Source organism: Rhizobium sp. WSM409, assembly GCF_057653825.1.
Genome location: NZ_CM172794.1, coordinates 2,113,494 through 2,132,284, shown reverse-complemented (window position 1 = coordinate 2,132,284; position 18,791 = coordinate 2,113,494). Strand labels below are relative to the sequence as shown.

The 18,791-nt window shown below is 61.7% G+C and carries 17 protein-coding genes; 8 read left to right on the top strand and 9 right to left on the bottom strand.

Translation table 11 applies throughout. The features are described 5' to 3' along the window. The first annotated feature begins 188 nt into the window (after window positions 1–188). From AC25BC_RS10760 to AC25BC_RS10735, 6 genes are all read left to right on the top strand, one after another. Window positions 189–1,703, top strand: a complete 1,515-nt coding sequence (locus tag AC25BC_RS10760; RefSeq protein ID WP_012757646.1) for a helicase HerA domain-containing protein — start codon at window positions 189–191, stop codon at window positions 1,701–1,703. 224 nt (window positions 1,704–1,927) lie between these two features. After that, window positions 1,928–2,545, top strand: coding sequence for a 30S ribosomal protein S4 (gene rpsD / locus AC25BC_RS10755; RefSeq protein ID WP_012757645.1), 618 nt, complete (start codon window positions 1,928–1,930; stop codon window positions 2,543–2,545). 102 nt (window positions 2,546–2,647) lie between these two features. Then, window positions 2,648–3,577, top strand: coding sequence for a glutaminase (locus tag AC25BC_RS10750; protein ID WP_012757644.1), 930 nt, complete (start codon window positions 2,648–2,650; stop codon window positions 3,575–3,577). A gap of 60 nt (window positions 3,578–3,637) precedes the next feature. Next, complete coding sequence (gene ttcA, locus AC25BC_RS10745) at window positions 3,638–4,507, top strand: tRNA 2-thiocytidine(32) synthetase TtcA (protein ID WP_012757643.1); 870 nt, start codon at window positions 3,638–3,640, stop codon at window positions 4,505–4,507. 45 nt (window positions 4,508–4,552) lie between these two features. Beyond that, window positions 4,553–5,380 (top strand): inositol monophosphatase family protein, encoded by an 828-nt coding sequence (locus AC25BC_RS10740; protein ID WP_012757642.1) that lies wholly within the window; start codon window positions 4,553–4,555, stop codon window positions 5,378–5,380. A 40-nt stretch (window positions 5,381–5,420) separates the two neighbouring features. Continuing rightward, the gene (locus tag AC25BC_RS10735) at window positions 5,421–6,245 is read left to right on the top strand and encodes an inositol monophosphatase family protein (protein ID WP_012757641.1); all 825 of its coding nucleotides are present in this window, start codon (window positions 5,421–5,423) and stop codon (window positions 6,243–6,245) included. Between the two features lie 190 nt (window positions 6,246–6,435). On the opposite strand, the gene AC25BC_RS10730 is transcribed toward AC25BC_RS10735, so the two are convergent. The 5 genes from AC25BC_RS10730 to AC25BC_RS10710 form a co-directional block, all read right to left on the bottom strand. Then, window positions 6,436–7,716, bottom strand: a complete 1,281-nt coding sequence (locus AC25BC_RS10730; protein ID WP_012757640.1) for a multidrug effflux MFS transporter — start codon at window positions 7,714–7,716, stop codon at window positions 6,436–6,438. 35 nt (window positions 7,717–7,751) lie between these two features. Beyond that, complete coding sequence (locus tag AC25BC_RS10725; protein ID WP_128439327.1) at window positions 7,752–8,957, bottom strand: multidrug effflux MFS transporter; 1,206 nt, start codon at window positions 8,955–8,957, stop codon at window positions 7,752–7,754. Window positions 8,958–9,094: 137 nt separating this feature from the next. Continuing rightward, window positions 9,095–9,430 carry a Grx4 family monothiol glutaredoxin gene (gene grxD, locus AC25BC_RS10720; RefSeq protein ID WP_012757638.1) on the bottom strand — a complete coding sequence of 112 codons (336 nt, stop codon included), beginning with the start codon at window positions 9,428–9,430 and terminating at the stop codon, window positions 9,095–9,097. Window positions 9,431–9,574: 144 nt separating this feature from the next. Continuing rightward, the gene (locus AC25BC_RS10715) at window positions 9,575–10,396 is read right to left on the bottom strand and encodes a c-type cytochrome (RefSeq protein WP_012757637.1); all 822 of its coding nucleotides are present in this window, start codon (window positions 10,394–10,396) and stop codon (window positions 9,575–9,577) included. A gap of 61 nt (window positions 10,397–10,457) precedes the next feature. Beyond that, entirely contained in the window at window positions 10,458–10,688 is a 231-nt protein-coding gene (locus AC25BC_RS10710; RefSeq protein ID WP_012757636.1) for a hypothetical protein, read from the bottom strand. Between the two features lie 151 nt (window positions 10,689–10,839). On the opposite strand from AC25BC_RS10710, the gene AC25BC_RS10705 reads away from it, so the two are divergent. Continuing rightward, complete coding sequence (locus tag AC25BC_RS10705; protein WP_012757635.1) at window positions 10,840–12,021, top strand: hypothetical protein; 1,182 nt, start codon at window positions 10,840–10,842, stop codon at window positions 12,019–12,021. Between the two features lie 34 nt (window positions 12,022–12,055). Here AC25BC_RS10705 and AC25BC_RS10700 read toward each other — a convergent pair whose 3' ends face one another. Together AC25BC_RS10700 and purL are read right to left on the bottom strand one after the other, a co-directional pair. After that, a complete protein-coding gene (locus AC25BC_RS10700) occupies window positions 12,056–12,289 on the bottom strand; it encodes a BolA/IbaG family iron-sulfur metabolism protein (RefSeq protein ID WP_003540079.1) in 234 nt (77 codons plus the stop codon). Window positions 12,290–12,308: 19 nt separating this feature from the next. Continuing rightward, window positions 12,309–14,543, bottom strand: coding sequence for a phosphoribosylformylglycinamidine synthase subunit PurL (gene purL, locus AC25BC_RS10695; protein ID WP_012757634.1), 2,235 nt, complete (start codon window positions 14,541–14,543; stop codon window positions 12,309–12,311). A gap of 259 nt (window positions 14,544–14,802) precedes the next feature. Here purL and lhpI point away from each other — a divergent pair, with 259 nt between their 5' ends. Continuing rightward, complete coding sequence (lhpI, locus tag AC25BC_RS10690; protein ID WP_012757633.1) at window positions 14,803–16,545, top strand: cis-3-hydroxy-L-proline dehydratase; 1,743 nt, start codon at window positions 14,803–14,805, stop codon at window positions 16,543–16,545. A gap of 91 nt (window positions 16,546–16,636) precedes the next feature. Here the strand turns inward: lhpI and AC25BC_RS10685 are convergent, their stop codons facing one another. Together AC25BC_RS10685 and AC25BC_RS10680 are read right to left on the bottom strand one after the other, a co-directional pair. Further along, entirely contained in the window at window positions 16,637–17,215 is a 579-nt protein-coding gene (locus AC25BC_RS10685; RefSeq protein WP_012757632.1) for an acyloxyacyl hydrolase, read from the bottom strand. A 122-nt stretch (window positions 17,216–17,337) separates the two neighbouring features. Further along, window positions 17,338–18,756, bottom strand: coding sequence for an aminotransferase-like domain-containing protein (locus AC25BC_RS10680; protein WP_012757631.1), 1,419 nt, complete (start codon window positions 18,754–18,756; stop codon window positions 17,338–17,340). Between the last annotated feature and the right edge of the window lie 35 nt (window positions 18,757–18,791).

Here is an 18,791-nt window from a genome sequence, read left to right as displayed (position 1 = left end):
TTCTTAAAGGTTTGACGACAACGGTGCCTGCGAATCTGCTAGAGCATGATGCCGAAAAGTGTACGCGGTTTTCGGACGACATCATGCTCTATTTCTTTGATGTAGATCAGGAAACAGGTTTTAGGCCGATCGGGCCTAAAATCATCCTGATCTAGAGACGGGCCGGGAATTTGTAAGGGGAATTGGACGTGCAGGTTGGCATCGATATGGGATTGGCGTCCGGCGCTCCGGCGACGCTCGATATCGAGGAGCTGCTGGCGACACGTCTGCTCGTGCAGGGCAATTCCGGCTCCGGAAAATCGCATCTTCTGCGCCGTCTGCTCGAGCAATCGGCGCAATGGGTGCAGCAGGTCATCATCGATCCCGAGGGTGATTTCGTCACGCTCAGCGACAGGTTCGGCCACGTCGTCGTCGACGGTGAGCGCACAGAGGCGGAGTTGGCGGGCATTGCCAACCGCATCCGTCAGCATCGCGTTTCCTGCGTGCTGACGCTCGAAGGCCTCGATCTCGAAGACCAGATGCGCGCCGCCGCCGCCTTCCTCAACGGCATGTTCGATGCCGATCGCGAATACTGGTATCCGGTTCTCGTCGTGGTCGACGAGGCGCAGATGTTTGCGCCGTCGGTCGGTGGCGATGTCTCGGAAGATGCGCGCAAGATGTCGCTCGGCGCGATGACCAATCTGATGTGCCGCGGCCGCAAGCGCGGCCTTGCCGGCGTGATCGCGACGCAGCGGCTTGCCAAGCTCGCCAAGAACGTTGCGGCTGAGGCCTCGAACTTCCTGATGGGCCGCACCTTCCTCGATATCGACATGGCGCGCGCCGCCGACCTGCTCGGTATGGACCGGCGCCAGGCCGAGATGTTCCGCGACCTGAAGCGCGGCAATTTCGTCGCTCTCGGACCCGCGCTGTCGCGCCGGCCGCTGCCGATCCAGATCGGCGCGGTGGAGACCTCGGCGCGCTCCTCCAGCCCGAAACTGATGCCGCTGCCGGATGCGCCGCAGGATGTCGAAGACCTGATCTTCACGCCCGATCCGGAGGAATTCCAACGCCCGCTGGTGCGCCGCGCCCCGCCGGCGCCACGGCCGACGACCGATATTCTGGCCGAACTCTCGCGCTCAACGCCGGCTGCATCGGCCGTACCTGCGGAGGCGAGGGCGAGCCAGGTGGAAGTCTCCGCCGAGGAGCGGGAGGAGCGCCTTGCAGGTGTGCTGGCCGAGATACTGGACGATCCGGCATCCGCCTTCCGCACCGATTCGGTGCTCTACCAGGACTTTCTGGTAAGGCTGCGCATGCGTCGCGTGCCGGGACCGCCGATCGCGCTGCCGGATTTCCGCCGGCGCGTGGCGATCTCGCGCTCTGGCGTCGATGCGGCAACGGCCGCAACCGATGCCTGGGCGACGGCGCTGTCGCTGTCTTCAGGTGTCACCGACGACCTGCAGGGCGTCTTCCTGATGCTCGCCAAGGCCGCCGTCTGCGGCGAGCCGTGCCCGTCGGACGCCCGCATCGCCCGTGCCTATGGCACCCATTCCGCCCGCCGTGCGCGGCGCCTGCTCGGCTATTTCGAGGAGCAGGGCATCATCGTCGTGCACGCCGATTTTTCCGGCAAGCGTATCGTCGCTTTCCCTGATATGGACTGCCAGACGGCGCCGGGCGACGCCAACGCACCTGATGCTGGCGGGGACCCACGGCTGGCGGCGGAATAGTGGTGCTTTCGAGCTTTGCCGCTGTTGACAATTTCATGACGGCCCTCTAAAGACCGCCGCAAGCACCGGGCAGCAATGCCCGGTGTTTCATTTGACATGTCCCGTGGATCGTTCCTGTTCGCTAACCGGAACATCCTGTCAGGTCTCGGAAAAGACCAGAGGAGGGCGTGTTTCCTTCGTGCGGTTTGGCAACAAGCCGTCATAAACCTTTGAAAGGAAATACGATGAGCAAGCGCGAATCGTCCAAGTACAAAATTGACCGCCGTATGGGCGAAAACATCTGGGGCCGTCCGAAGTCCCCGGTAAACCGCCGCGAATACGGCCCGGGCCAGCACGGCCAGCGCCGCAAGGGCAAGCTTTCGGACTTCGGTGTGCAGCTGCGCGCCAAGCAGAAGCTCAAGGGCTACTACGGTGACCTGCGCGAAAAGCAGTTCCGCGCGATCTTCGCCGAAGCCGACCGCCGCAAGGGCGACACTTCTGAAAATCTGATCGGCCTGCTGGAATCGCGCCTCGACGCAATCGTCTATCGCGCCAAGTTCGTTCCGACGGTCTTTGCTGCCCGCCAGTTCGTCAACCATGGCCACGTCTCGGTCAACGGTGTGCGCGTCAACATCGGTTCCTACCGTTGCAAGGCCGGCGATGTCATCGAAGTTCGCGAAAAGTCGAAGCAGCTGGTGATCGTTCTGGAAGCCGTCAGCCTCGCAGAGCGCGACGTTCCTGATTACATCGAAGTCGATCACAGCAAGATGGTCGCAACCTTCGGCCGCGTTCCGACGCTCAGCGACGTTCCGTTCCCGGTCGTCATGGAACCGCATCTGGTCGTCGAATTCTACTCGCGTTAATGCATTCGTCTCGCAGTCGAAACCGATTGCGAGACAACAGCATGCGTCGATATACGGAAAGCCGCTCTTTCGAGCGGCTTTTTTGCGATCTGGAGAGAAGCAATGGCAGATTTGCAGGCGACCCTCGATAGCATCTACGCCGATATCCAGCCGCGGATCGGCGAGGGCAAGGTGGCGGACTATATTCCGGAGCTCGCCAAGGTCGACCCGAAGCAGTTCGGCATGGCGATCGTCACCGTCGACGGCAAAGTCTATCGCGTCGGCAATGCCGATACCGCCTTCTCGATTCAGAGCATATCGAAGGTCTTCATGCTGACGCTGGCGCTCGGCAAGGTCGGCGAGGGGCTGTGGAAGCGGGTCGGGCGCGAACCCTCGGGATCGGCTTTCAACTCGATCGTCCAGTTGGAGCATGAGAGCGGCATCCCCCGCAACCCCTTCATCAATGCCGGCGCGATCGCCGTCAGCGACGTCGTCATGGCCGGCCATGCGCCGCGCGAGGCAATCGGCGAGCTGCTGCGCTTCGTGCGTTATCTCGCCGATGACGAGTCGATCACCATCGACGACAAGGTGGCGCGCTCGGAAACGCAGACGGGATACCGCAATTTCGCGCTTGCCAACTTCATGCGCGCCTACCGCAATCTCGACCATCCGGTCGACCACGTGCTCGGCGTCTATTTCCATCAATGCGCGCTGTCGATGAGCTGCGAGCAGCTCGCCCGCGCCGGGCTGTTCCTGGCGGCGCGCGGCAGCAATCCGACGACCGGCCATTCGGTGGTCTCGCCGAAGCGGGCGCGTCGCATCAATGCGCTGATGCTGACCTGCGGCCATTACGATGGCTCGGGTGACTTCGCCTATCATGTCGGCCTGCCCGGTAAGAGCGGCGTCGGCGGCGGCATTTTTGCGGTGGCGCCGGGCATTGCCTCGATCGCGGTGTGGTCGCCGGGGCTGAACAAGGTCGGCAATTCGCAGCTCGGCGCCGCGGCGCTGGAAATGCTCGCAGCCCGCACCGGCTGGTCGGTTTTCGGCGATTGATGCTGTGTTGCCAGGCAGCTTTCTGCTAGAGCAAATGTGGAATTTCTGTAGGACGAAGCAATGAATATCGCAGCCAACATCGCCGATGATTTGGAAACCGGCGAAGCCGACACCAGCGGCCATGCGCTGTTTGCCGATGCACCGCGCTCGGTCTCCTTCAACAAGCTGCGCAAGCGGCTGCTGCGGCAGGTGCGCCAGGCCTTCGACGATTTCGACATGCTGAAGGGCCAGAAGCGCTGGCTGGTCGGCCTTTCCGGTGGCAAGGACTCTTATGGGCTGTTGGCGCTGCTGCTCGATCTCAAATGGCGCGGCTTGCTGCCGGTCGAGCTCATCGCCTGCAATCTTGACCAGGGCCAGCCGAACTTTCCGAAACACGTTCTGCCGGATTATCTTAACAAGATCGGCGTCCGCCACCGGATCGAGTATCGCGACACCTATTCGATCGTGAAGGAGAAGGTGCCTGAAGGCGCCACCTATTGTTCGCTCTGTTCGCGGCTGCGGCGCGGCAATCTCTACCGTGTCGCGCGGGAAGAGGGTTGCGATGCGCTGGTGCTCGGCCATCACCGCGAGGACATTCTCGAAACCTTCTTCATGAATTTCTTCCATGGCGGCCGGCTCGCCTCGATGCCGGCGAAGCTTCTGAACGACGAGGGCGATCTGATGGTGCTCCGTCCGCTCGCCTATGCCGCTGAGGACGACCTCGCGAAGTTTGCCGTCGCTATGCAGTTTCCGATCATCCCCTGCGATCTCTGCGGCTCGCAGGACGGGCTGCAGCGCAATGCGATGAAGGATATGCTTGCCGATATCGAGCGGCGGATGCCGGGCCGCAAGGATACGATGCTGCGGGCGCTTTCGCATGTGAACCCGTCGCATCTGCTCGATCCGAAACTCTTCGACTTTTCCACCCTTGGTGTCACCGATCCTTCATGAAAGGCCAGCTATGCAGGCAGGCTATTGAATGAGGCAGGATTTCGCATGACTATTTCAGATCAGGATATTCTCTTTCTCGGCGATTGCGTCAGAGAGGCGGCGCAAGCCGAGATCATGCCGCGTTTCCGCAATCTCGGCGCTGCCGATGTTTCGGAGAAGACTTCGGCAATCGATCTGGTGACGCAAGCGGATCTGCTTGCCGAACACCGGATCACCGCGGCGCTGAGAGAGCGCTTTCCCGCAGCACTCGTCGTCGGCGAGGAGGCTTATGACGCCGACCGGTCTGTCGTGCCGGCACTTGCCGATGCCGAGCTCGCCTTCGTCATCGACCCTGTCGACGGGACGTTCAATTTCGCCGCCGGGCTTCCTGTCTTCGGGACCATGTTGGCGGTGACCGTCCGGGGCGAGACGGTCGCCGGCATCATTCACGATCCTGTTCTCGGTGACACGGTGACCGCGATCAGGGGGGCAGGCGCCTTTCTGACGCGTCGGGACGGGCAGTCGACAAAGCTGAAAGTCGCTGAGCCTGCTAGCCTGAACCAGATGGTCGGTGGCCTGTCATGGAGCCACATGGACGAACCGGATCGCGCGCGTATCTGCGCCAACATGGCGAAGATCCGGATGACCTTCGCCTTCAACTGCTCGGCCTACGAATATTGGATGGTCGCCTCCGGCAAGCTGCATTTCATCGGCCATGCGAAGCTGATGCCTTGGGATCACCTGGCCGGGGTGCTCGCGCATCAGGAGGCCGGCGGCCATACGGCGAAATTCGACGGCACGCCCTATCGCCCCGGCGAGACCGTGGGCGGTATCATCTCCGCGCCCGACAAGGAGAGCTGGCAGCTCATCCGGCGCGAGATCGTCGGCATCTGATTCAAGGTTCTTCTGAGAGACCCAAGCGTGAGGATTTGACATGACTTCGATTGTCGACGCGACCCTTCTTGCCGATTTGCTGCGCCGCGCGGCAAAGGCGGAGATCCTGCCGCGCTTTCGCCGGCTCAGCCAGGCCGACGTACGCGCCAAGAGCGAGGCGACCGATCTCGTCACCGAAGCCGATGAGCAGGCCGAGCGCATGATCAAGGCGGAATCTGCGCAACTCTGGCCGGGTGCGCTGTTCCTCGGCGAAGAATCGGTCGCGGCCGATCATGATTTGCTCGGCAGGCTCGAGCATGCCGATCTCGCGATCGTCGTCGATCCGGTCGACGGCACGTTCAATTTCGCCTCCGGCATCCCGGCCTTCGGCGTCATGGCATCCGTCATCTCCGGCGGCGAGACAGTTGCCGGCATTATCTACGATCCGATGGGCGACGACTGGGTGATGGCCGAAAAAGGCGGCGGCGCCTGGCTGCGGCGGCCGGATGGCGGCGCCGAGCGGCTGTCGGTCGCAGCTCCCGTGGGACTGGAGCATATGGTCGGCATGGCCTCGACAGGCTACCTGCCGCAGGAGAAGCGGGCCGAAGTGCTCGCCAATCTCGCCAAGGTGCGCTTCCTCACCAATTACCGCTGCGCCGCCCACGAATACCGCACCTTTGCCGGCGGCCATGTGCATTACCTCATGTACAACAAGCTGATGCCCTGGGATCACCTTGCCGGTACGCTGATCTCGCAGGAGGCGGGCGCCTATGCGGCGCGCTTCGACGGCTCGCCCTACCTGCCGCATCATCTCGATGGCGGGCTGCTGATTGCGCCCGACAAGGCCTCGTGGGAGGTGTTGCGGCGTGAGGTTTTTACGGTCTGAACCCGCCGTTCCGGTGAGCTTCAGACTGCTGAGACGGTTGTCTAACTCCTCTTTCGTCATGCTCGGGCTTGTCCCGAGCATCTGCAATTTGTTGATATGCAGCAGATCCTCGGCACAAGGCCGAGGATGACGTCGAGTGAAGAACGTTTGTCAACAAACTAAACCCGCCGGGTCCAGCATTGATCCCATTTCAGAAATGCGCCGCACCCGGATCGAGCTGCGGGCTGTCGCCTGGATGGGTGAAGAGCTTGCCGTTTTCGGCCCAAAGGGTGGCTGCGATCGTCACCGCGCCGAAGAGCGCGAAGCCGCCGAAGAGCGGCTGCACCGTGCCGTTGAACATCTGGCCGACCAGGCCGCCGAGGATGGCGCCGGCCGTCGTCGAAACGAAGCCGGTGATGGCGGTCGCCGTGCCGGCGAGATTACCCATTGGCTCGAGGCAGATGGCGGTGAAATTGGTGGCGATCAGGGCAAACATCATCAGCACGATGGTGAAGATGCCGTAGGCAATGGCGAAATCGGGCTTGCCGGCCAGCGAATAAAAAAAGCCGACAGCCGATAGCGCCGTGAAAATCAGCAGGGCGGCGTGCGAGATGCGGCGCATGCCGAATTTGCGGACGAAGAAGCCGTTGGCGAAATTGGCGACGGCGATGCCGCCAGCGGTGGCCGCAAAAGCGATCGGCAGCCAGTCGCCAAGGCCGTAGACCTCGCCGAAGACCTGCTGCACCGAGATCACATAGGCGCTGATGACGCCGGTGAACATGGTGAGGCCGATCATGTAGCCGCAGGTGATGCGGTTGGTGAGCACGGTCTTGAAGCCATCCACGACAGAGGCGACCGACAGCGGCAGCCGCTCTTCCGGCGGCAGCGATTCCTTCAGCCGCAGGAGAGCCCAGACGAACAGAATGGTGGCGATGATGCCGAGCAGGATGAAGATCCAGTGCCAGTTGGCATAGAGGATAATGAGTTGGCCGACGGATGGGGCAACGATCGGCACGATCATGAAGACGATCATCACATAGGACATGACTCGGGCCATTTCGCGGCCACCGAAGCAGTCGCGCACCATGGCCATGGTGGTGATACGCACGGCCGCACCGCCAATACCCTGGACAAAACGCATGACGAGCAGCATTTCGAAGCTGCCGGTCGCTGCGGCGGCAAACATTCCGACAATATAGCAGGCCAAGCCGCCGAGCAGGATGTTGCGGCGGCCGAACGTATCCGAAAGGCTGCCGAAGAAGATCTGCGAGACGCCGAAGCCTAAGAAGAACACGCCGATGATCAGCTGCGCGTCGTTGGTATTGGTGACGCCGAGGGAATGGCCGATATTGGGCAATGCCGGTAGCATGCTGTCGATCGCCATAGCGACGCTGGCGGTCATGATGGCGATGGTGACGACGAATTCGCCAAAGCCCATGCCGATGCGGCGGGAGCCCTGGTTTTCCTGGTGCGGTTTATGCGGCGGCGTCATGTGGTGAAATCCCGGATGCGAATGAGGCCCGCCGTTCAGACGGCTGGGTTCTGCGATTGGAAGAGGCGGCCCTTTTCGGCGATCAGCACGAAGACGAGCCCGATGATCGACACGGTGAAATAACCGGCGACCATCGGCAGCGCAGTGCCGTCGAAGGCCTGGCCGATGCCGGCGCCGATAATGGCGCCGCCGACCGTGCTCATGAAGCCGAGGACCGAGGAGGCGGTGCCGGCGACGTGGCCGAGCGGCTCCATGGCGAGCGAATTGAAGTTCGAGCCGATCCAACCGAACTGGAACATGGAAAGGCCGAAGAAGGAGATGAACAGAGCGAAGGGCATCGGCTCGGTGCTGGCCAGCTGGACAATCAGCCAGATGGTGTTGATGGCGATGAAGCCGATGAGCGAGCCGTGCGACAGGCGGCGCATGCCGAGCTTGCCGACGAAGCGCGAATTGAAGAAGGACGACAGCGACATGAAGATCGCCACGCCGGCGAAGGCGAAGGGGAAATAGACGCCAAGATCGTAGATGCCGACATAGACCTGCTGGGCCGAATTGATGAAGCCGAACAGCGCGCCGAAGATGAAGGTGCTGGCGATGGTGTAGCAGAGCGCGACGCGATTGGTCAGGACCAGCTTGAAGGCGCCGAAGATCGAGCGGGCGGTGAAGGGCCTGACATTGGCGGGATGCAGGGTTTCCGGCAGGCGCAGATAGGCCCAGACGGCGATAGCGGTCGCCATGGTGGCGATGAACAGGAAGATCAGGTGCCAGTTGCCGAAGAACATGACGATCTGGCCGGTGCCGGGCGCAATCACCGGCACGATCATGAAGACCATCATGATCAGCGACATGACCTCGGCCATCTGCCGTCCACCATAGATATCGCGGACGATGGAGATGGTAATGACGCGGGTGGCCGCCGAGCCGATGCCCTGGACGAAACGCAGCACCAACAGACCGGCGAAGGAGGGAACGAAGACGATGCCGATGGCCGAAACGATATAGACGACGAGGCCGAACAACAGCGGCGTGCGGCGGCCGAAGCGGTCGGAAAGCGGTCCGTAGAAAAGCTGGGCGCAGCCGAAGCCGAGCAGATAGGAGGAGACGACGAATTGCCGGTGGTTCCCGCTCTCGACGCCGAGGCTCGCGCCGATCTGCTGCAAGGCCGGGAGCATGATGTCGATCGCCAGCGAATTGATGGCCATCAGGAAGGCGGCGAGCGCGATGAATTCTCGCTTGCCCATGGGCAGGCGGCCCGCGGACACGGCTTGTGAAGAATCTGTCACAATGAAATTCCCATAAACAGGTCAAGGCGCTGCTAGCCGCAGCGCCTCGAACTCAAGAAACAGATTTGGAAACCGGGCGGACGTCCGGTGACCGGTCAGGAGGCGGCGCGCACGGCGATGCCATTTTCCTGGAGATGCTGCTGCAGTTCACCAGCCTGGAACATTTCCCGGACGATGTCACAGCCGCCGACGAACTCGCCCTTTACGTAGAGCTGTGGGATCGTCGGCCAGTTGGAATATTCCTTGATGCCCTGGCGGATTTCCGAATCGGCGAGCACGTTGACGCTCTTGTAATCGACGCCGATGTAATCGAGAATCTGCACGACCTGGCCGGAGAAACCGCACTGCGGAAACTGCGGCGTGCCCTTCATGAAGAGGACGACGTCGTTGCTCTTGATTTCGTTGCCGATGAATTCGTGAATGCCGCTCATGGGACCTAATCCTTTCAACAGGCGGGTTAAAGGCCCACCGTTTCAATCGTTGCCTTTAGATAGCATGCGACAGCAGGAATTCCAGCCGCCCGAACCAAAAAAAGACCAGTTCGGGCAGGCCGCTGCCGGGTTGTTGCCGTCGCGTTACGGTCGACGGGCGAGATAGATCTGAATCTGTTCGATTTCCACATCGGTGAAATGGCTGAAGTCCCATTGGGAAACCTCCGTCATCACGCCGAGATCGCGGCCGCCGACACCCTTGCCGGTGCGCAGCAGCGTCTTGAAATCGGCAGCCGAATAGGATTGCGCCAGCGGCTTAAGCGCCGGCGCCAGGAAGGCTTCCGACTGTTTTGCCGTATCGAGATTGTGGCAATGGCCGCAACCCGTCTTGAAGGTATATTCGCCGATATCGGCCGGGCGAGTGGCGGCAGGGGTGATGACAGCCGGTACCAGATCGGCTTCGAAAGGGATCTTGTCGAGCGCCAGGCCGATGCGTCCGAGCGGCCCCCACTGTGTCGTTCCCTCGACGGCGTCGGGCAGTTGCTTCAGACTGCGCAGCCAGGTGATGATTGCCGCCATGTCGTCGTCGCTGATATTGGCGAAGTTGCTCGCCGGCATGATGACGGCACCGGTGCCGTCCTTCTTGACGCCATGGCGGATGAGGCGAACGAGTTCGGCGTCGCTGTACATCGGCACGAAGCGGGTCATGTTCGGCGCGACGATCCGGCCGACGCCCGGCTCATCGAGCAGCACATAACCGGCGTCGTGATGGCAGCCGCCGCACATCAGCGTGCGGGCGCGGCGTTCGGATTCTTCCGCAGACAGCGTCGTCTTGACGGTGAAATCGGTCGCTGCGACATCATAGGTCCTGGAGAGACGCATCTCCGACAGGGCATAGACGCCGGCAACGGCGATGAGACAGATCGCGACGACTGCCGCGAGAATGATTTTCACAATGCGCATCATCGGTTCAGGCCCTCAATAGCGCCGCAGAATTCGTCCGAAACCGCTCACTTTTGATCGTGCCTTAGCTGCGTCGCTGGCGGCTGCGGCCGGCGGCGGTGCGGCGCTTGCTGACCTGTTTGCGAGCGGGCTTGGACTTGGCCGAGGTCGTCTTGCGCGCAACCTTCGTTGTCGCGGCGGGGCGTGTCTTATGTCTTTTGCGCTTCGTCGTGACGCGGCCGGTGGTCTTCTTCAGGATCTCCTTCAGCACGCTGTCGACGACGCCTGATATCAATTCTTTGACTAGGTCGGCCACAAAACCCCTCCGTTCGTGATGGAAACGACATGGCTGCTATTGAATTCCGGAAGAGTTCGGTTAGCAAGACGGCTTCGAGACCATAGCTGCTTTTTTGCTGATATCAGTGGCGCAGCAATATGCCGGCTATTCGCCCGGCCGGAAGAGTGGAATGAAACTGATCGAGAAGCGGGTCGTCCTGCATTTCACGGGCTTCGAGCCGCTCGACGGCGTTGCCCACAGGGCACGCTACGAGCGCTCGGCCAGGCAGAGTGCCGCCGTCTGGGGCTATTCGGTCGAGACGGGGGCAGCAGACGAGGGGAGCGATCCGGTCAGTTTCGAGGTGATGACGGCTGGGGCGTTGGCGGAGCCCGAATCAGAGACCGGTTTCCCCGGCTGGCAGACGAAGAGCCGGATTCACATGGTCGATCACGACACACTGGTGCGCAAGCTGCGTGCCGGCAACACGCTGAGCCAGATCATTGCAGGCTTCCGAAGCTGCGCCGAGATCATGCTTGAAGGCGGGATGCGGGGATATTTCCACCACGCCTGGCGCTTCGGCCTGTTCTTCCTCTTCCCGTTCCTGCTGACGGCGCTGGCGATCGCGCTGACGGCGCAGATCGCCATCTTGCCCTATGCTCTTAGCTTTTCGCCATGGCACATGCTCTGGAGCGGGCCGCTGGCGCTCTGTTTCTTCATCTTCGCCTTCCTGCCGTTTTCCGAACGCTTCCATACGCTGCATCTCTTTGCCGATTGGAAAATGGCCGTGGCGCTCGGCCGCATGGACCAAGCCGATTTCAACGGCTGGCTGGAAGACCAGGCCATTGCGGTGCGCAAGGCGCTTGAGGAAGAGGCGGACGAATATGTGATCTCCTCGCACAGTATGGGATCGAGCGTCGCCGCCCATGTCATCGGCATATTGCTGGAAAGAGAGCCGGAGATATTCAAAGGCAAGCGCGTGGTGTTTGCCACACTCGGTAGCGCCATCCTGCAATGTGCGCTCATGTCATCGGCCACGCTGCTTCGCGCCCGCGTCGGGCTGATCGCCCGCTGTCCCGAGATTTCCTGGCTCGACGTGCAGTGCCTGACGGATTCGATCAATTTCTACAAGGTGCCGGTCGTTGCCGTCTCCGGCCATCCGGATGCACCTCACGCGAAAATGATCCTGATCCGCGTCAAGCAGATGCTGACGCGCGAACACTACCGCAAGATCCGCAAGGACCAGCTGCGTGTCCACCGGCAATATGTGCTTGGGCCGGACCTCAAGGCATCGTTTGATTTCACGCTGATGACCGCGGGACCGATGCCGGCCTCGGTCTTTGCCGATCCCGACGAAAAGAGAATGCCCGGCTGAGGGCCGGGCATCGTCATCCGGATTGCGTCTGGCTCTATTCCGGCGCGGAGGTCTGGAGGGCCAGAGCGTGCAGTACGCCGCCCATATTGCCCTTCAGCGCCTCGTAGACCATTTGGTGCTGCTGCACACGGCTCTTGCCGCGAAAGGCTTCGGCGACGACTTCGGCGGCGTAGTGATCGCCGTCGCCCGCCAGATCGCGGATAGTCACTTTGGCACCGGGAATCCCAGCCTTGATCATGTCTTCGATATCGCCGGGTTTCATGGCCATGATCGTTACTCCTTGCGCATCATTCCGCAGCGGCAAGTTCGCCGCGGCCTTCCATGAAATCAGGGAACCATGATTCATGGGCATCGCGCAATTGCTGAATCGGCAGCAAGATGAGATCGCCAACGACGAGCGCCGTTCCTCCGACCGTGCCGAGACGGCGGAAGGGAACGCCGCCACCTTCTGCATTGACGCAGACGAAATCGGCGACATCGGCAGGCAAGGTCAGGACGTAGCGCGCCTGATCCTCGCCGAAGAGCAGCGCATGCGGTTCACCCTTGCCTTCGCTCAGATCGATCGTCAGGCCTTTGCCTGAGGCCATCGCCATTTCGGCGAGCGCCACGGCAAGGCCACCGGAGGAAATGTCGTGGCAGGCGGTTGCCTGGCCGTTGCGGATGACGGAGCGAACGAAATCGCCGTTGCGGCGCTCGGCAAACAGATCCACCTCCGGTGCCGGACCTTCGCGGCTGGAAAGCACGTCGCGGAGATAGACGGACTGGCCGAGATGGCTGCCGTCGACGCCGATCATGATGACCTTATCGCCATCGTTGGCGCTGCCGATGCGGGCCATCTTGCGCCAATCCGGCAGCAGGCCGACGCCTGCGATCGTCGGGGTCGGCAGTATGGCGACACCGTTGGTCTCGTTGTAGAGCGAAACGTTGCCGGAGACGATCGGGAAATCGAGCGCGCGGCAGGCCTCGCCGATACCCTTCACCGCCTGAACGAACTGGCCCATGATCTCGGGCTTTTCGGGATTGCCAAAGTTCAAATTGTCGGTGGCGGCGAGCGGCTCGGCGCCTGTCGCGGTGATGTTGCGCCAGCATTCGGCGACCGCCTGCTTGCCGCCTTCGAAGGGGTCTGCCTCGACATAACGCGGAGTAACGTCGGAAGAGAAGGCGAGCGCCTTGGAGGGATGGCCGTCGACACGCACGACGCCGGCATCGCCGCCCGGCAGCTGCAGCGAATTGCCCTGGATCAGCGTGTCGTATTGCTCATAGACCCAGCGGCGGCTCGACTGGTTGGCGGAGCCGACGAGTTGCAGCAGCGCCTGGCCGTAATCCTCGGGTGCGGCGACGAGATTGGCGGGCAGGGGGCCATGCTTGCCGGATTCGCGCCAGGGGCGGTCATATTCCGGCGCCTGGTCGCCGAGATCCTTGATCGGCAGGTTGGCGACTTCCTCGCCCTGATGCATGACGCGGAAGCGCAGGTCGTCGGTCGTCTTACCGACGATAGCGAAATCGAGGCCCCACTTGACGAAGATCGCCTTGGCTTCCTGTTCCTTCTGCGGCTGCAGCACCATGAGCATGCGCTCCTGGCTTTCAGACAGCATCATCTCGTAGGCCGTCATTCTCTCTTCGCGCACCGGCACCTTGTCGAGCTCGAGCAGGATGCCGAGATCACCCTTGGCGCCCATTTCGACGGCGGAGCAGGTAAGGCCGGCTGCACCCATGTCCTGGATGGCGATGACCGCCCCGGTCTGCATCAGCTCGAGGCAGGCTTCCAGCAGGCATTTCTCGGTGAAGGGGTCGCCGACCTGTACGGTCGGGCGCTTCTCTTCAATCGATTCGTCGAATTCGGCCGATGCCATCGTCGCGCCGCCGACGCCGTCGCGGCCGGTCTTGGCGCCGAGATAGACGACCGGAAGACCGACGCCCTTGGCTTCGGACAGGAAGATGGCGTTGGATTTGGCGATGCCGGCGGCAAAGGCATTGACCAGGATATTGCCGTTGTAGCGGGCGTCGAACTCGACCTCACCGCCGACCGTCGGTACGCCGAAAGAATTGCCGTAGCCGCCGACGCCGGAAACGACGCCGGAAACGAGATGGCGGGTCTTCGGATGATCCGGCTCGCCGAAGCGCAGCGCGTTCATCGCGGCGATCGGGCGCGCACCCATGGTGAAGACGTCACGCAGGATGCCGCCGACGCCGGTCGCAGCGCCCTGATAAGGTTCGATATAGGAGGGGTGGTTGTGGCTCTCCATCTTGAAGACGACGCAATCGCCGTCATCGATGTCGACCACGCCGGCATTTTCACCCGGGCCCTGGATGACACGCGGCCCCTTGGTCGGCAGCGTGCGCAACCATTTCTTCGAGGATTTGTAGGAGCAGTGCTCGTTCCACATGGCCGAGAAGATGCCGAGCTCGGTGAAGCTCGGTTCGCGGCCGATCAGATCCAGAATACGCTGGTACTCGTCAGGCTTCAGGCCATGGCGTGCGATGAGTTCCGGCGTGATCGGGATGGTGTTTGAAATGGTCATGAGCGGAAAGTCCCTGGCGCGTTTTGCGCTGTCTTTAGCTTATGTAGCGACGGCGCGCGACAGGAAAATGCCCGCCGTCAACAGAGGGCGGGCGACTTCTTTGTCTTGGGTAAAGGCGGCTGCTTCTCAAAGTCTGTTTGACAACTTGCTTTCGGTTGTCGACCGATAGCAATGGGGCAAGGCTCCGGCCTCAGCTTTTGTGTGCCGCTGATGTTTCCTATAGGAAACTTTTCTTCTTGGTTGATGGTATCGAGATACAATGCCGGACATACAACAACAGGCAGACGAAAAGGTGTTTGCCGGGCGCGCGCTTGTCGCTGGCTTCGCTACGGGGTCGATCGTATTCAGCGACACGGCGCTCAGCTTCTGGGGCGGCGTCGACTCCCAGACGGGAGAAGTCATCGACCGTCACCATCCCCTGTCGACACAGGTCCTGACAGGAAAGATTCTCGCCATCCCCGGCGGACGCGGTTCGTGTACGGGCAGCAGCGTGCTTATGGAGCTGATCATGAACGGGCACGCTCCCGCCGGCATCGTGGTCTCGCGCCAGGAGGAAATACTGTCGCTCGGAGTGATCGTCGCTGACGAAGTGTTCGGCCGATCGATCCCCGTTGTCCAGCTCTCCGAAGACGACTTCGCCGAGCTGCACTCTATCCCTGAAGTCACCCTCATCGGCGACAAGGTCATCGCGAGCTGGATCGAAACCGCCCCCGGTTTCGATGCCGCCGATCGCACCTATGGAAATTCGATAGCGCTGACATCGAGGGATCGGTCGGCTTTGAACGGGGAGATGGGCAAGGCTGTGCAGGTGGCAATGAGGGCCACGACGCGCATGGCTGAAATTCAGGGAGCGACGGAACTTATCGACATCTCCCAGGTCCACATCGATGGCTGCATCTACACCGGGCCGACCAGCCTGGAATTCGCGAAACGCATGCGGGACTGGGAGGGTAGGGTTGTCGTTCCAACGACCCTGAACTCGATATCGGTGGACCAGATGCGTTGGCGGGAGCAGGGCGTGTCTCCCGGCGTCGCCGGACCCGCATCCGAATTGGGTGAGGCTTACGCCTCCATGGGAGCACGAAAGACGTTCACCTGCGCGCCCTATCAGCTGTCGTCCGCACCCAGGCAGGGTGAGCAGGTGGCCTGGGCGGAGTCGAACGCCGTCGTATTCGCGAACAGTGTTTTGGGTGCTCGCACTGCCAAGTATCCTGACTACCTGGATCTGTGCATCGCTCTCACCGGGCGCGCGCCGCTGACCGGGCCGCATATCGCCGACAACAGGCGCGCCAGCCTCGTGGTCAATGTGTCGGGCTTCGTGTCGTGGGATGACATGGTCTACCCCATTCTCGGCTACCACATCGGCAAGCTTGTCGGAGATGAAATTCCGGTCGTGATCGGCCTCGAGACTTGGAAGCCGAATCTGGACGACCTAAAGGCGTTCGGGGCGGGTTTTGCGACGACATCAGGCTCTCCGATGTTCCATATCGTCGGTGTCACGCCGGAGGCCGACAGCCTTGAGAGCATTGTCGGAAGCAACATCAAGGCGAGCTACGAAATCTGTCCCAAGGACGTCGTTGCGGAGTGGAGGAAACTCAACGGCGGGTCTGTGGATGCCATCGAGTTCGTTGCGCTGGGCAATCCCCATTTCTCTTTCGACGAATGCGAGCGGCTGGCCGCGCTCTGCGAAGGCTTGGCGAAACATCCCGACGTCAAGGTTCTGGTTACCTGCAACCGTGCGACGTTCGAAAGGGCTTCCGCTGCGAATCTCGTCGGCAAATTGTCGGACTTCGGCGTAGAATTCGTAACCGATGCGTGCTGGTGCACACTTGCGGAGCCTGTCATCCCAAAATCGGTCGATACAATTATCACCAATTCCGCGAAGTTCGCTCACTACGGTCCCGGATTGACGGGTAAGGCGCTTCGGTTTGGCAGCCTGGCGGACTGCGTCGCTGCTGCTTGTCAGGGCGAGTTGAAGCCTGTTCGTCCCACATGGGACTGAACGGTTCCCGCCTGCCGATGGCCGATCAGACGGCCGTAATGAGCAGTTCAATCATCCGTCGGCCAACCCGCTGAAATTGTCGAACGGACTCTCAGAATTTGTAGCCGACCTGCAAGCCGGCGCGCGTCATGCCGTCGTTTGGCCCGTCGCAGAGATTGGCGTGCGAGGAATGGGCGACCTGGGCCATCACATTCCAGTGGGCGTTGAAACGATAGCCGGCGCCCAGATATTCGTGGAAAAGGACGCGACAGCCGAGTTCCGGACCGTCATCATCGCCGTCGAGCTCGCCGGTATGAATGACGCCGCCGAAGCCGGCTTCGGCAAAAAGCTTCTCGTTGAAATCGACCGTCCAGGTGAATCCGGTGAAGAACTGGGTGGCTTCGCCTGACGTGCCGATCGAGGTGCCGAGATGCACACGAGGATGCAGCAGCTGTTGCTGCCAGCCGACCGCCGTATCGTAGCCGAAGGGATCGAAGAGAGCGGTAATCTCCGGAAAGACGCCGTCTTCTCTGGAATGGCCCGATTGTACCGAGGCCGAGACGCCGAAGCGTAATTCATCAAATATCTGCTCGCCGGCAGTTGCCGAGCCCGCAACCGAGATGGCGGCTGCCGCTGCTAATGATGCCATACCCAAAAAACGCAACGCGATCTTTCCGAAGTCGACCCTCATTTGCTGTCCTTTGATTCGCGTCAGACGGGAACAACAAAGAGGTAACATGGAGGTTGAGTCGGTAAAGCGCTCCGAATAGGCGTCAGCGTTTTTTCCGATTTATGGCGTGTATTTGCAACACGTCATATTTCGCCATCATAGGCGGAGCCGCCGTTTTCCAGCAGACGGCGCAGGATCATCAGGCCCGAGATCAGTTCCTGCCCGGTCTTCGGCGAGGAAAAACCGATGCGAACGCGATGATAGGGCCTCTCTCCGCGCGCCGACTTGAACTCGTCCTCGTCGTCGACGAGCACGCCGTCGCGGAAGGCGGCATTCTTGAAGGTGCCGGACATCCAGGGTTCCGGCAGTTTCAGCCAGAGGAAGGGCGCGTGTACGTGCGATTCGAAATCGAAGCCCTGCAGCTGCTCGCGGGCGAGCCGGACCCGCCGGGAAAGTTCCTCGACACTTGCCTTGCGGATCTCGTGCGCCATGCCGCTTTCGACGAGGCGCGCACAGGTCTCCGCCAGAATGAACGGCAGACCGCCGGTGATCATCCTGTGCGTCACCTTGATGCGCTGGGCAAAATGCGGCGGGCAGGCGACCCAGCCACCGCGCACGCCGGCGGCGACCGATTTCGACAGGCCGTTGACGAGGAAGGTGCGATCGGGCGCAATCGAGGCGAGCAGCGGCGTATCGTCGTCGGCCATGCCGCCGTAGAGGTCGTCCTCGATCAGCCAGACACTATGTTTCCTGGCGATTGCGGCGATGGCCGCGCGCCGCTCATAGGGCATGATCGCCAGCGTCGGATTGTGGACGGTCGGCATCAGGAAGGCGATCTTCGGATGCTGCTGCTGACAGAGCCGCTCGAAATCCTCCGGGATCACGCCGAGTTCATCGGAATCGACCGTCAGCGTGCGGCGGCCGAGCAGGCGGGCGCTGCGGCTGACCTGGGTATAGGTGAGATCCTCGAAGACGATCTTGTCGCCCGGCGCCGAGACAGCGGCGATGACTGATATCGCCGCTGCATGAGCGCCGAGCGTCGGCACGATGTTTTCGACCTCCGGCGTCCAGCCGCTGCGGGCAAGCCACAGGCGGCCGGCCTCGAACCAGTTGCGCGGGAAGCTCCGGGAATAGGAGGAAATTTCGGCAAGATGCTGCTCGCCGATCTCGGCGAGGATGCCTGCTATGATCTTGCCCTGGCCGAGATCGGGAGCGGCTGTCGTGTCGAAGCGGATCTTGTTCGCCGGCGCATCCTGGACGCGGGTGCCGCCGAGCGAGACGGTTAGCGGATCGATCTGTTCGCCGGGCGGCGTTTCGGAGCGGTTCAGCACATAGGTGCCGCGCCCCACTTCGCCGGCGACCAGGCCGCGCTCATGCACCAGCGCATAGGCGCGGCCGATCGTGCCGATCGTCACGCCAATATCATAGGCGAGGTTGCGTTGCGGCGGCAGCTTGCTGCCGGCGGGCAGGGCGCCGCTTGATATGGCGGATTCGATGCTGTCGGCAAGCCGGAGATAGACCGGCCCGGAACCGCGGGAAATATCGGGAAGCCAATTTGTCATGGTGACAATTGTATATATTGGCACATTGTATCGGT